This is a genomic window from Cupriavidus sp. 2KB_3, assembly GCF_052115685.1.
GTDB lineage: Bacteria > Pseudomonadota > Gammaproteobacteria > Burkholderiales > Burkholderiaceae > Cupriavidus > Cupriavidus campinensis.
The window spans coordinates 178105-191647 of record NZ_JBFRHD010000008.1 but is presented as its reverse complement, the minus strand read 5'-3'; the positions used below and the strand labels follow the sequence as shown (position 1 = coordinate 191647).

The 13543-nt window shown below is 69.0% G+C and carries 8 protein-coding genes; 3 read left to right on the top strand and 5 right to left on the bottom strand.

Translation table 11 applies throughout. From position 1 onward, the window contains the following. The first annotated feature begins 25 nt into the window (after window positions 1-25). Window positions 26-1270: a 5-(carboxyamino)imidazole ribonucleotide synthase gene (locus AB4120_RS11105; RefSeq protein WP_149136631.1), complete on the top strand. Its 1245-nt coding sequence runs from the start codon at window positions 26-28 to the stop codon at window positions 1268-1270. Between the two features lie 8 nt (window positions 1271-1278). Continuing rightward, complete coding sequence (locus tag AB4120_RS11100) at window positions 1279-2268, top strand: L-threonylcarbamoyladenylate synthase (protein ID WP_441642236.1); 990 nt, start codon at window positions 1279-1281, stop codon at window positions 2266-2268. Window positions 2269-2364: 96 nt separating this feature from the next. Here AB4120_RS11100 and dacB read toward each other — a convergent pair whose 3' ends face one another. Together dacB and AB4120_RS11090 are read right to left on the bottom strand one after the other, a co-directional pair. Continuing rightward, on the bottom strand, window positions 2365-3957 hold the full coding sequence (gene dacB / locus AB4120_RS11095) for a D-alanyl-D-alanine carboxypeptidase/D-alanyl-D-alanine endopeptidase (protein WP_149136629.1): 1593 nt from the start codon (window positions 3955-3957) through the stop codon (window positions 2365-2367). A gap of 86 nt (window positions 3958-4043) precedes the next feature. After that, on the bottom strand, window positions 4044-4490 hold the full coding sequence (locus tag AB4120_RS11090; protein WP_092298000.1) for a PACE efflux transporter: 447 nt from the start codon (window positions 4488-4490) through the stop codon (window positions 4044-4046). 137 nt (window positions 4491-4627) lie between these two features. Between AB4120_RS11090 and AB4120_RS11085 the strand changes: the two genes are divergently transcribed. After that, window positions 4628-5539: a LysR family transcriptional regulator gene (locus tag AB4120_RS11085; RefSeq protein WP_092298003.1), complete on the top strand. Its 912-nt coding sequence runs from the start codon at window positions 4628-4630 to the stop codon at window positions 5537-5539. Here AB4120_RS11085 and AB4120_RS11080 read toward each other — a convergent pair whose 3' ends face one another. Genes AB4120_RS11080 through AB4120_RS11070 form a run of 3 tightly spaced genes read right to left on the bottom strand, consistent with a single transcriptional unit; the run spans window position 5540 to window position 13535 of the window. After that, window positions 5540-7033 (bottom strand): efflux transporter outer membrane subunit, encoded by a 1494-nt coding sequence (locus AB4120_RS11080; protein WP_149136628.1) that lies wholly within the window; start codon window positions 7031-7033, stop codon window positions 5540-5542. It abuts the gene before it with no gap. A 5-nt stretch (window positions 7034-7038) separates the two neighbouring features. Beyond that, window positions 7039-10353 (bottom strand): efflux RND transporter permease subunit, encoded by a 3315-nt coding sequence (locus tag AB4120_RS11075; RefSeq protein WP_149136627.1) that lies wholly within the window; start codon window positions 10351-10353, stop codon window positions 7039-7041. Next, a complete protein-coding gene (locus AB4120_RS11070; protein ID WP_441642235.1) occupies window positions 10353-13535 on the bottom strand; it encodes an MdtB/MuxB family multidrug efflux RND transporter permease subunit in 3183 nt (1060 codons plus the stop codon). The genes AB4120_RS11075 and AB4120_RS11070 overlap by 1 nt, the downstream gene beginning before the upstream one ends. Window positions 13536-13543: the final 8 nt, after the last annotated feature.

Sequence of the window (13543 nt, the reverse complement as noted above, 5' to 3'; positions counted from 1 at the left end):
AAGCAAGCCGCCGGAACCGATCCGCATGCCGACCGATATCCATCCCCACCTGTCCGAAGCCCACACGCCGGAGTCGCGCGCCGAGTTCGGCGTGGACAACCCGACCGCGCCGATCCTGCCCGGTGCCTGGCTCGGCATGCTCGGCGGCGGCCAGCTCGGCCGCATGTTCACCCATGCGGCGCAGGCCATGGGCTACCGCGTCTGCGTGCTGGACCCTGATCAGGACAGCCCGGCCGGCGCCGTGGCGGACCGGCATATCTGCGCGGTCTATACCGATGAGGCCGCGCTGGCCGAGATGGGCCAGCTTTGCGAGGCCGTGAGCACCGAGTTCGAGAACGTGCCGTCGCTGTCGCTGGACCGCCTGGAGCAGCTGGGCGCGTTCGTGGCGCCGCGCGGCTATTGCGTGTCGATCGCCCAGAACCGCATCGGCGAGAAGAAGTTCTTTGCCTCCTGCGCCGAGCGCACCGGCGTGCCGCCGGCTCCGCACTGGGTGATCCAGCACGATGCCGATGTGGACCAGATTCCGGACAACGTGCTGCCGGGCATCCTCAAGACCGCGCGCATGGGCTACGACGGCAAGGGCCAGGCCCGCGTGAAGACGCGCGAGGATGTGCGCGCCGCGTGGCGCGCCATGCAGCACGTGCCCTGCGTGCTGGAGCAGATGCTGCCGCTGGCCTACGAGGTCTCGGTGCTGGCCGCCCGTGCCGCCGACGGCAGTACCGCCACCTGGCCGCTGGCCGAGAACGTCCATCGGGACGGCATCCTGTTCTCGACCACCATGCCTTCGTCGAGCGTGTCCGAGGACATCGCCAACCGCGCCCGCGCCGCCGCCGCCACCGTGGCGACGGAGATGGGCTACGTGGGCGTGCTGTGCATCGAATTCTTCGTGCTGACCGATGGCACGCTGGTGGCCAACGAGATGGCGCCGCGCCCGCACAACTCGGGCCACATCACCATGGACGCCTGCGAGACCAGCCAGTTCGAGCAGCAGGTGCGCGCCATGGCCCGCCTGCCGCTGGGCAGCACGCGCCAGCATTCGGCCGGCAAGATGCTGAACCTGCTGGGCGATGTCTGGTTCGAATTCGGCCTGGAGCGCACGCCGGCCTGGGACGCGGTGGTGGCCCAGCCGGGCGCCAAGCTGCACCTGTACGGCAAGAACGACGCGCGGCCATCGCGCAAGATGGGCCATGTGAACTGCGTGGGCGAGCAGGCCGCTGTTGCCGAAGCGGCGTTCAACGCCGCCGCGCAGGCGCTCCATATCCCGGTCTGAGGTTGAAGATGTCTTCACGCATGCCCACGGCGGCCGAACTGGAGGAGGCCGTCCGCCTGCTCGAGGCCGGCCAGCTGGTCGCCTTTCCGACGGAAACCGTCTATGGGCTCGGCGCCGATGCCGAGAACCCCGAGGCCGTGGCGCGCATCTTCGCCGCCAAGGGCCGGCCGTCGAACCATCCGGTGATCGTCCACGTGGTGGATGGCGCCGATGTGGGCTACTGGGCTGCGGAGGTGCCTGAAGCGGCACAAAAACTGATCGATGCCTTCTGGCCCGGTCCGCTGACCATCATCCTCAAGCGCGCCGCCCATATCCCGGCGGCAGTGGCGGGCGGACAGGACAGCCTCGGGCTGCGCTGCCCGTCGCATCCCGTGGCGCAGGCGCTGCTGTCGCGCTTCCGGCGCGGCCGGGGTGGCATCGCCGCGCCTTCGGCCAACAAGTTCGGGCAGGTCAGCCCGACCACGGCCGAGCACGTGCGCGACGAATTCGCGGGCACCGTCTACGTGCTGGAGGGCGATGGGGTGGATATCGGCATTGAATCGTCGATCGTCGATCTGTCGCGCATCGACGAGGTGGGGCCGGTGCTGCTGCGCCCCGGCGCGATCACGGCGGCGATGATGGCCGACGTGCTCGGCACGATGCCGCTGGCGCCTGACGCTGCCGCGCCGCGCGCCTCGGGCACGCTGCGCGCCCACTACGCGCCGCGTACGCCGCTGACGCTGGCCTCGCCGGATCAACTGCCGCGCCACCTGGCGGCGCTGCCGCCGGACGGCCGGCTCGCCTGGGTCGGCGCCGCGCAGGTCAGCGACGACCCGCGCTGCGTGTTCGTGCCAGCCCCGGCCACGCCGGACGCCTATGCCCAGGCGCTCTACGGCCTGCTGCGCAAGCTCGACAAGGAAGGTTTCAGCCGGCTCGTGTTCGAGCCAGTGCCCGACGCCCACGACTGGGACGGGGTACGCGACCGCCTGGGCCGCGCGGCGGCGGCATTCGAAGCCTGATTGCGCCAGGGCCGCCCTGGCCCTACCGGCGCTACCAGGCGCTCAAAGCGCTCAAGGCGCTCAAGGCGCTCAAGGCGCTCAAGGCGCTCAAGGCGCTCAAGGCGCTCCGCGAAACACCCATTCCATCAGCGCATCGTGCGCTTCCTGCGCGGCGGAGGCGTTCGGGTGGTTGATGTACGCCACCACCACATAGCGGCTGCCGTTTGTCGCATCGACATAGCCGGCCAGCGCCCGGACATCGGCCAGCGTGCCAGTCTTCAGATAGGCGTTGCCCGCCGCGTGGGCGCGCGTGAGCCGGTTGCGCAGCGTGCCGTCCACGCCGAGGATGGGCAGGGAATCCACCAGCGTATAGCCCACGTCGCTGGCCAGCGCCTGCTGGAGCAGGCGGGCCATGTCATAGGCGCTGATGCGCTCCTCGCGCGAGAGGCCCGATCCGTTGTCGAGTACCAGCCCCGGCATGTCCAGCCCCTGGCGCGTCAGCCAGCGGCGGATCACCTGCGCGGAACGCGCCGTGCTGGCCGGGCCGCTGCGGTCCATCTCCGCGCCAATCGTCAGGAACAGCTGGCGCGCCATCACGTTGTTCGAGAACTTGTTGATGTCGCGCACCACGTCGCCAAGCGGCTGGCCGTAGTGGCGCGACAGCAGGAACGCGCCACGCGGTACCGCGCCGCTGCGCAGGCCCGGCATGTGCGCGAAGCGGCCGCCGGCCGCCTGCCACTCGGCCACGAACCCACCCCAGATGAAATCGCTGTGCGACAGCGTGGCGAGATTGACCACGCGCTCGCCGCAGTCGCCCGAATAGGTGCCTTCGAAGGTGGCCACCACGGTGCCGTCCGGCTGCGGGGCGATGTTGGGCGTGGCGCGCGAGCGCCAGTCGCCGCAGCGGCCGTTGGTCAGCGTCAGGCGGTTCTCCACGCGCAGCTGCGCCAGCGCGGGCGTGACCGCCACGTCCACGGTGCGGCCGGCGGCGTCCGGAGTGATCGTGAACGACAGGGTCTTGAAGGCGTACAGCAGCGCGTCCGGATTGACGTTGTAGGCGCGCTGGGACTCGCCGTCGATCGTATAAGTGCCTTCGGAGGCATCCGCGAAGAAGCTGCGGTCGAGCACCACGTCACCGTCGATGGTGGTGGCACCCGCGTGGCGCGCCGAGGCCACCAGCTTGGCCATTTCCTCGGGCACCAGCTTGGGATCGCCGCGCCCGCGCAGGTAGACATTGCCGCGGATGGTGCCGTCGGCGCCGGGTTCGCTGTCGGCGTAGAGCGAGGTCAGCCAGCGGTAGTCCGGCCCCAGCAGTTGCAGGCCGGCGAAGGTGGTCACCACCTTCATGGTCGAGGCCGGGTTCATCGGCGTCTCGGCGTTCCAGCTCACGCGGGCCTGCGGCGCGCCGACCTTGACCACGTAGAAGCTGGCGGCGGAAAGCGGCACGTTGGCGCGGCGCAGTGCGGCCGTGACCGAGGCCGGCAGCCCGGTGCGGGCGGCGGCCAGGTCGACGGCGTCGGCGCTCGCGCGGCGCACCGTGGCAGGCTTCGATGCAGTGGCTTTGACGGCCTGCGCGGTTTTGGCAGGCTTGGCGGGTTTGGCGGGCTTGGCTTCAGCACCGGCAATGCCGGTGGAGAGCAGCAGGGCGGCGGCGATGGCGGCCGCAAGCGGAAGGCGAAGCAGGGCGGGACGATTTGGCATGGCGAGCATGTTAACGCATGCCCGCCATCGGCTGGATGACGTAAAACAGCCGCTTCACGTGCCAGTTCGCCTGTGAAGTCGGCTTGGCGTCTCAGTTAGGGGCAGTCGGCGGCGCAGTCGCGCGGGGTGGCGTTCGGGATCGGGAAGATCGCGTCGTAGGCCCAGTTGTAGATCAGCGCGTAGACCATGTAGAAGCCGGCCACGGCGATGTCCATGATGAAGGCATCGATCAGGCTGATGTCGAGGTACCACGCCACGGACGGCAGGAAGACCAGCAGCAGCCCGCCTTCGAACAGGATGGCGTGGAGCACGCGGATGGCCGGCGTCTTCCGCAGCTGCCCCCGGAAGCGCAGCATCGCCTTGTCGAACATCAGGTTGTAGACGTAGTTCCAGACCGCGGCGATCAGGGACGCCACCGCGCCAATCAGGCCCATCTGGTGTAGGGCGAAGCCGAACACCCAGCTGGCCAGCGGCGCGAAGGCCAGCAGGCCGATCAGCTCAAAGCCGACGGTATGGCGGATGCGGTCTCCGGTGGTGCGCATGAGGGGATCTCCTTGGGATCGATGGAGGCCATTCTATCGGCAGGACAACTTAGGACAAGTTGGATACCATCGGCAAAACAGATGGATCGATGCTGGTCGGGCATCGATCTCGCATCGATGTGATGAAAGGAGTACCCATGAGCCTGTCCCTGGACCAGCTGCAAGCCTTCGTGGCCGCCGCCGAGAGCGGATCGTTCTCGGGCGCGGCGCGCAAGCTCGGCAAGGCGCAGTCGGTAATCAGCGCGGCGGTGGCCAACCTGGAGATCGACCTCGGCAACGCGCTGTTCGACCGCACCGCGCGCTACCCGGTGCTGACCCCGGCCGGCGAGCGCCTGCTGGTGGAGGCACGCGTGATCCTGGAGCGCTGCGAGCATTTCCGGGGCGTGGCGATGAGCCTGGGCGAGGGCGTGGAGTCGCGCCTGACGCTGGCCGTGGACGAGCTGTACCCCGAGGAAGTGCTCGGCGTGTTGCTGGACGAGTTCTCGCAACGCTTTCCCGCCGTGGAGCTGGAGCTGCTGTTCCCGCTGATGGAGGACGTCAGCCGGCTGGTGATGAGCCAGTGCGCGGACCTCGGCATCATGTGGCGTCAGGAGGTGCTGCCGCCCGAGCTGGCCTTCCACGCGCTGGGCTGGGTGCCGATGCCGGTGATCTGCGCGCCCGATCATCCGCTGGCCGCCCATGCGCAGGTCGATTTCGAGGAATTGAAGCGCCATCGCCAGCTGATGGTGGCCACGCGCAGCGACAGCGAGGAGAAGAAGCGGCTGCGCGTGGCGGCCGAGGTCTGGTGGGTGGAGAGCCAGTGGGTGATCGTCGAACTGGTCAAGCGGCGGCTGGGCTGGGCCTTCGTGCCGTGGCACATCGCCGCGAGTTCGCCGGCGGCGGCCACGCTGGTATCGCCCCGGCTGGCCTTCCAGGACCAGGACTGGCCCGTGGCGATGGAACTGGTCTGGCACAAGCAGCGCCCGCTCGGCAAGGCAGCCACCTGGCTGCGCGAGCGCGTGCGGCAGCAGCCGTTGCCGCTGGCGCCGGCGCGGTACCAGCAGCGTTGATTACTGCGGCGCGGGTTGCGGGGCAGGTTGGGCGGCAGGTTGCGGCGCCTGCGCCGTGTCCGTCCCCTCCGCATGCCAGCCGCCGCCCAGCGCGGCGATCAGCGTGACGGCCGCCGTGTACTGGCGGCCCGTGATCGACAGCGCCGTGCGCTCGGCCGTGTAGGCGGCGGTCTGTGCGGTCAGCACATCGAGCAGCCCGGCCGTACCGGCCTTGTAGCGATTGTTGACCAGCGCCAGCGCCTCGCGCGCGGAGCGCAGTGCGTCGTTCTGCACGGTGGCTTCCTGCCCCAGCAGCCGCGCGGCGGCAAGGTTGTCTTCCACCTCCTGGAATGCGCCCAGCACGGTCTGGCGGTAGTTGGCCACGGTCTGGTCGTAGGCCGCCACGGCCTGGGCCTTGGCCGCGCCGCGCAGGCCGCCGTCGAACACGGTGCCGGCCAGCCCGGCGCCCACCGACCAGACGCGGTCCGGCAGCGACAGCCAGCGCGCCAGCGTGCCCGCCGTCAGCCCGCCCGTGGCCGACAGCGACAGCGTGGGGTAGTACGCCGCCTGCGCCACGCCGATGTCGGCATTGGCCGAGGCCATGCGCCGCTCCGCCGCCGCGATATCGGGCCGGCGCTCCAGCAGCGTGGAGGGCACGGCCACCGGCACGTTGGGAATCGCATCGTCCACCTCCACCACGGCCATGGTCAGGTCCGCCGGCGGCTTGCCAACCAGCACCGCGATGGCGTGCTCCAACTGCGCGCGCGTGATCTGGATGTCGATCTGCTGCGCCTGCGCGCTCTTCAGCTGGGTTTCCGACTGCAACACGTCCGAGCGCTGCGCCGTGCCGGCCTGGTACTGGTTGCGCACCAGCAGCAGCGACTTCTCGTAGTCGGCCACGGTGCGGTCGAGCAGCGCGCGCTGCGAATCGGCAATGCGCAGCAGGAAGTAGCTCTGCGCCAGCGTGGCCTGCGTGGAGAGCAGCGTGGCGGCCAGGTCGGCCTGGCTGGCCTGCGCACCGGCCTGGGCGCTTTCCACCTGACGGCGGATGCGGCCCCAGACGTCGATCTCCCAACTGGCGGATAGCGTGGCGTTCTGGCCATTGGTGATACGGCCGCCGGTGCTGCTGGCGCCGCGCGAGAGGCCGGCGGACGCGCCGATCACCGGGAAGAAGCCCGCGCGCGCGGCCTGCAGCGAGGCGGTGGCCTGCCGGTACTGCGCCTCGGCGGCCTTGATGTTCTGGTTCGAGATCTGCACCTGCGCCATCAGGTCGTCGAGCGCGGGGTCGCCGAACACGCGCCACCAGTCGGCGCGCGCCGTGGCGTCCTGCGGCTCGGCGGTCTTCCAGTCGCCGGTCCAGGCCGGCATGGCCTCGCTGGCCTCCTTGAATGCCTTGGGGACGGGCGCGTCGGGGCGCTGGTAGTCGGGGCCGACGGCGCAGCCGGCCAGGACCATGCATGCCAGGGCAATGGCTGAGGCGCCTCGTAGCGAAAGGGGGCGGTTCATCTTCATCATGGATGTCAGGATTCCAGCCGCGGCGCGGCGTCCGGGCGTTGGCCGTGGCGCTGGCGGCGGGTGCGCCAGGCCTGCACGCGCAGGCGCCAGCGGTCGAGCGTGAGGTAGACCACGGGCGTGGTGTAGAGCGTCAGGAGCTGGCTCACCACCAGTCCGCCGACAATCGAGATGCCCAGCGGCGCGCGCAGCTCGGCGCCGTCGCCCCGGCCGATGGCCAGCGGCACCGCGCCCAGCAGGGCGGCCATGGTCGTCATCAGGATCGGCCGGAAGCGCAGCAGGCAGGCGCGATAGATCGCCTCGCGCGGGCTCATGCCCTCATTGCGCTCGGCGTCGATGGCGAAGTCGATCATCATGATCGCGTTCTTCTTGACGATGCCGATCAGCAGGATCACGCCGATCAGCGCGATGATGCTGAATTCGGTCTTGAACAGCAGCAGCGCCAGCAGCGCGCCCACCCCGGCCGATGGCAGCGTGGACAGGATGGTCAGCGGGTGCACGTAGCTCTCGTACAGGATGCCGAGCACGATGTAGATGGTGATCAGCGCGGCCAGGATCAGGTACGGCTGGCTCTTGAGCGAGTCCTGGAACGCCTTGGCGCCGCCCTGGAAGTTGGCCTGGAGCGTCTCCGGGGCACCGATCCTGGCCAGCGCGTCGCGGATGGCGTCGGTGGCCTCCGACAGCGAGAACCCCTCGGCCAGATTGAACGAGATGGTGGAGGCGGCGAACTGGCCCTGGTGGTTCACGCCGAGCGGCGTGCTGGTTGGCGTGACGCGCGCGAAGGCCGAGAGCGGTACCTGCCGGCCGTTGCCGGTGACCACGTAGATGTCCTGCAGCGCATGCGGCCCCTGGAGGTACTCCGGGCTCAGCTCCATCACCACGCGGTACTGGTTCAGCGGGTGGTAGATCGTCGAGACCAGCCGCTGGCCGAAGGCGTCGTTGAGCACGGCATCCACCTGCTGGGCGGTGACGCCGAGCTTGGAGGCGGTGTCCCGGTCGATGATCACCGAGGTCTGCAGGCCCTTGTCGTTGGTATCGGTATCCACATCCTCGATCCCCTTGATGTTCGAGATCGCCGCGCGCACCTTGGGCTCCCAGGCGCGCAGCGTCTCCAGGTCGTCGGACTGCAAGGTGAACTGGTACTGCGAACTGCTCTGGCGGCCGCCCACGCGGATGTCCTGCACCGATTGCAGGTAGAGGTTGGCGCCGGGCTCCTTGGCCAGCTTCAGGCGCAGCCGGGCGATGATGGCGTCGGCGGACTCCTTGCGCTCGTTCAGCGGCTTCAGCGTCACGAACATCTGCCCGGTGTTGCGCTGCGAGCCCCCGGTGAAGCCGGTGACGTTGACCACCGCCGGGTCGGACTGGACGATCTTGATGAAGTTGTCGAGCTTGCCGCGCATGGCCTGGAACGAGGTAGCCTGGTCCGCGCGGATGAAGCCGATCAGCCGGCCGGTGTCCTGCTGCGGGAAGAAGCCCTTTGGCACGATCACGTAGAGCCAGACGTTCAGCGCCATGGTGGCCAGCAGGATCACCCAGACCAGCTTGCCGTGCCGCAGCGCCAGGTCCAGCGAGCGCGCGTAGCGGTCGTGCAGCCAGTTGAACACGCGCTCGCTGGCCTGGTAGAAGCGGCCCTGGCGGGCCTTCTGCTCGTCCACGGGGCGCAGCAGCCGCGCGCACATCATCGGGGTGGTGGTCAGCGACACCACCAGCGAGACCAGGATGGCCACCGACAGCGTGATGGCGAACTCCTGGAACAGCCGGCCCACGATGCCGCCCATCATCAGCAGCGGGATGAACACGGCGATCAGCGACAGGCTCATCGACAGCACCGTGAAGCCCACCTCGCGCGCACCGCGCAGGGCGGCCGCACGCGGCTTCATGCCGTTCTCGATATGGCGCGAGATGTTCTCCAGCACCACGATGGCGTCATCGACCACGAAGCCGGTAGCAATCGTCAGCGCCATCAGCGACAGGTTGTTGAGCGAGAACCCGCACAGGTACATCACCGCGAACGTGCCGACCAGCGACACCGGCACGGCCACGCTCGGGATCAGCGTGGCGCGCACGTTGCGCAGGAACAGGAACACCACCATGATCACCAGCGCCACCGAGATCATCAGCGTGTGCTCCACCTCGCGCAGGGAGGCGCGGATGGTGGGCGTGCGGTCCATCATCACGTCCATCGAGATGCTGGCCGGGATCATCTTGCGCAGCTGCGGCAGCATCTCGTTGACGCGGTCCACGGTCTCGATGATGTTGGCGCCGGGCGAGCGGTTCAGCACCAGCAGCACCGACGGCTTGCCGTTGGCCGAGCCGGCATTGCGGACGTCCTGCACGGAATCCACCACGCTGGCCACGTCCTGGAGGCGGATCGGCACCGCGAAGGCGTTGGGGCCGGCGGCGGCGCTGTTGCCGCCCGTGGCGCCCGCGCTGTAGGTGGTGGTGCCGCTGCTGGTGGTGACGGTGGTGGTGGTGATCCCGTTGACCGTCTTGGTGCTCACCCCGCCGCCGGCCGTGGCGTTGGCCGTGCTGGCGATCAGCGCGCCGGCCGAGGCGGACGAAAACGTGCCCGGCGTGGCGTAGCGCACGATCAGCGGCATGTAGTCCTTGGCCGTCATCGCCTGGTCGTTGGCGTAGACCTGCCAGTTGTTGACGTTGTTCTCGAGCACGCCCAGCGGGCGGTTGGCGTTGGTGGCCGAGATCGTGTTGCGCACGTCCTCCAGCGAGATGCCGTACTTGTTCAGCGCCGTGGGGTTCAGCTCCACCCGCACCGCCGGCAGCGAGGCGCCGCCAATCGTCACCTGGCCCACGCCCTCCACCTGCGACAGCTTCTGGGAGAGGATGGTGGAGGCGGCGTCGTAGAGCTGGCCGCGCGTCATGGTGGGCGAGGTCAGCCCGATGATCATGATCGGCGCGTCGGCCGGGTTGACCTTGCGATAGGTCGGATTGTTCGGCAGGCTGGTCGGCAGCGTGCCGCGCGAGGCGTTGATGGCCGCCTGCACGTCCCGCGCGGCGCCGTCGATGTCGCGCGAGAGGTCGAACTGGAGCGTCACGCGCGTGGAGCCCAGCGAGCTGCTGGAGGTGATCTCGGTCACGCCGGCGATGGTGCCCAGCGCGCGTTCCAGCGGCGTGGCCACGGTGGCCGCCATGGTCTCGGGGCTGGCGCCGGGCAGCGACGCCGAGACCGAGATGGTCGGGAAGTCCACCTGCGGCAGCGGCGAGACCGGTAGCAGCCGGAACGCCGCGAGGCCCGCCAGCAGGATGCCGATGGTCAGCAGCGCGGTGGCAACCGGGCGTTGGATGAAGGCGGCCGACAGGTTCATCAGGCGTGCGGCTCCTGCGGGGTTGCGTTCGCGTTCGGGTTCGGATGCGGATGCGGGCGATGCACGCCGTCCTCGTCGTCGCCACCCTCGTCAGGGTCGCCAAAGCGGCGCTTGCGCCACCCCTTGAGCCGCGTCGCCACGCGGTCGAACGCCAGGTAGATCACCGGCGTGGTGAACAGCGTGAGCACCTGGCTGACCAGCAGGCCGCCGACCATCGTCACGCCAAGCGGCCGGCGCAGCTCGGAGCCGATGCCCGTGCCCAGCATCATCGGCAGCGCGGCCAGCAGGGCGGCCATGGTCGTCATCAGGATCGGGCGGAAGCGCAGCAGGCAGGCCTGGAAGATGGCGTCGCGCGGTGTCATGCCGCCCTCGCGCTCGGCCTCGAGCGCGAAGTCGATCATCATGATGGCGTTCTTCTTGACGATGCCGATCAGCAGGATGATGCCGATGATGGCAATGATGCCGATGTCCTGCCCCGAGACCAGCAGCGCCAGCAGCGCCCCCACGCCGGCCGAGGGCAGCGTGGAGAGGATGGTCACCGGGTGGATCGTGCTCTCGTAGAGCACGCCCAGCACGATGTACATCGTGATCACGGCGGCCAGGATCAGCCACAGCGTGTTGGAGAGGGAGGCGCGGAAGGCCAGCGCGGCGCCCTGGAACTCGGTGACCATCGAGATCGGCAGGTTCAGTTCCTTCTCGATCTGCGTGATCTTGTCCACCGCGGCCCCCAGGGACTCGCCCGGGGCCAGGTTGAACGAGACCGTCGCTGCCGGGAACTGGCCCTGGTGGTTGACCACCAGCTGGCCGGTGCGCTCGCTGATGCGGGCGATGGCGCCCAGCGGCACCTGCCCGCCCGACGACGACGGCAGGCGTAGCTCGGCCAGCGACTGCGGGCTGGTGCGGAACTGCGGCATGGTCTCCAGCACCACGCGGTACTGGCTGGACTGCGTGAAGATGGTCGACACCAGCCGCTGGCCGAACGCGCTGTAGAGTGCGCTGTCAATCACGGCGGTGGTGATGCCGAAGCGCGCGGCGGCATCGCGGTCGATGTCCACATAGGCGCGCAGGCCGTTGTTCTGCTGATCGCTCGCCACATCGCGCAACTCGGGTTCCTGGCGCAGCCGCTCCACCAGCCTGGGCACCCATTCGGCCAGCGTGGCCGGGTCCGGGTCTTCCACGGTGAACTGGTACTGCGTGCGCGAGACGCGGTCCTCGATGGTCAGGTCCTGCACCGGCTGGGTGTAGAGCGAGACGCCGCCAAGCTGCTGCACGGCGTCCTGGAGCCGCTGGGTGACCACCGCCATGCTGTCCCGGTCGGCCTTGGGCTTGAGGTTGATCAGCATGCGGCCGGCGTTGAGCGTGGTGTTGGTGCCATCCACGCCGATGAAGGACGAGACGCTGGCCACGGCCGGGTCCTGCATGATTACCTTCTGCACGGCCTCCTGCTTGCGGCCCATCGCCGCGAACGAGGTGGTCTGCGAGGCTTCGGTGATGGCCTGGATCACCCCGGTGTCCTGCACCGGGAAGAAGCCCTTCGGCACCAGCATATAGAGCAGGCCGGTCAGCACCAGCGTGGCCAGGGCCACCGCCAGCGTGACGGTCTGGCGGTCCAGCACCCACTCCAGCGCCCGGCCGTAGCGGTGGATCACGTTGTCGAAGAAGCGGCCCGTGGCGCGGTGGAAGCGCGGCAGTTCCTCCTCGGGCACGTGGCGCAGCAGGCGCGCGCACATCATCGGCGTCAGCGTCAGCGACACCACGGCCGAGATCAGGATCGACACCGCCAGCGTGATGGCGAACTCGCGGAACAGCCGGCCCACCACGTCGCCCATGAACAGCAGCGGGATCAGCACGGCCACCAGCGAGAAGGTCAGCGAGATGATGGTGAAGCCGATCTGCCTGGAGCCCTTGAGCGCGGCCGCCATCGGGGAATCGCCTTCCTCGATGTAGCGCATGATGTTCTCGATCATCACGATGGCGTCATCGACCACGAAGCCGGTGGCGATGGTCAGCGCCATCAGCGTCAGGTTGTTGATCGAGAAACCGGCCATGTACATCACGCCGAAGGTGCCCACCAGCGAGAGCGGCACCGCCACGCCCGGGATGATGGTGGCCGGGATGTTGCGCAGGAAGACGAAGATCACCATCACCACCAGCGCGATGGCCAGCAGCAGCTCGAACTGCACATCCTTGACCGAGGCGCGGATGGTGGTGGTGCGGTCGGTCAGCAGCTGCACGTGCACCGAGGCCGGCAGCGACGCCTGCAACTGCGGCAGCAGCGTCTTGATGCGGTCCACTACCTCGATCACATTGGCGCCGGGCTGGCGCTGGATGTTCAGCACGATGGCCGGCTTGCTGTTGGCCCAGGCGGCCAGCCGGCTGTTCTCGGGGCCATCGACGATGTCGGCCACGTCGGTGATGCGGATCGGCGCGCCGTTCTGGTAGCCGATGATGATCTGGCGGTATTCGTCGGCGGAGCGGAGCTGGTCGTTGGCGTCGATGGTGGAGGCGCGCGCGGGGCCGTCGAAGCTGCCCTTGGCGCCGTTCACGTTGGCGCTGCCGATAGCGGTGCGCAGGTCGTCGATCGACATGCCGAGCGCGGCCAGCGCGGTAGGGTTGGCCTGGATGCGCACCGCGGGACGCTGCCCGCCGCTGATGGTGACCAGCCCCACGCCCTGGATCTGCGAGATCTTGGCGCCCACGCGGGTGTCCACCATGTCCTGCAGCTTGGGCAGGGGCAGGGTGTCCGAGGTCATCGCCAGCGTCATGATCGGCGCATCGGCCGGGTTGACCTTGCTGTAGACCGGCGGCATGGGCAGGTCAGACGGCAGCAGGTTGCCGCCCGCGTTGATGGCGGCCTGCACCTGCTGCTCGGCCACGTCCAGCGACAGCGACAGCTCGAACTGGAGCGTGATGACCGACGCACCGCCCGAGGACGACGACGACATCTGCTTGAGCCCCGGCATCTGGCCGAACTGGCGCTCCAGCGGCGCGGTGACCGAGGAGGTCATCACGTCCGGGCTGGCACCGGGGTAGAGCGTGGTGACCTGGATGGTCGGGTAATCCACCTCCGGCAGCGCGGACAGCGGCAGCAGCCGGTACGCCACCAGCCCGGACAGCAGGATGGCCAGCATCAGCAGTGCCGTGGCCACCGGCCGTTCGATAAAGATGCGTGAGGGATTCATGCCGTCTC

Bases quoted from the DNA above. Each gene is read 5' to 3' on its own strand.
- AB4120_RS11070 (WP_441642235.1), bottom strand. From the start codon at position 13,535: ATGAATCCCTCACGCATCTTTATCGAACGGCCGGTGGCCACGGCACTG.
- AB4120_RS11090 (WP_092298000.1), bottom strand. From the start codon at position 4,490: ATGCGCACCACCGGAGACCGCATCCGCCATACCGTCGGCTTTGAGCTG.
- AB4120_RS11080 (WP_149136628.1), bottom strand. From the start codon at position 7,033: ATGATGAAGATGAACCGCCCCCTTTCGCTACGAGGCGCCTCAGCCATT.
- AB4120_RS11085 (WP_092298003.1), top strand. From the start codon at position 4,628: ATGAGCCTGTCCCTGGACCAGCTGCAAGCCTTCGTGGCCGCCGCCGAG.
- dacB (WP_149136629.1), bottom strand. From the start codon at position 3,957: ATGCTCGCCATGCCAAATCGTCCCGCCCTGCTTCGCCTTCCGCTTGCG.
- AB4120_RS11100 (WP_441642236.1), top strand. From the start codon at position 1,279: ATGTCTTCACGCATGCCCACGGCGGCCGAACTGGAGGAGGCCGTCCGC.
- AB4120_RS11075 (WP_149136627.1), bottom strand. From the start codon at position 10,353: ATGAACCTGTCGGCCGCCTTCATCCAACGCCCGGTTGCCACCGCGCTG.
- AB4120_RS11105 (WP_149136631.1), top strand. From the start codon at position 26: ATGCCGACCGATATCCATCCCCACCTGTCCGAAGCCCACACGCCGGAG.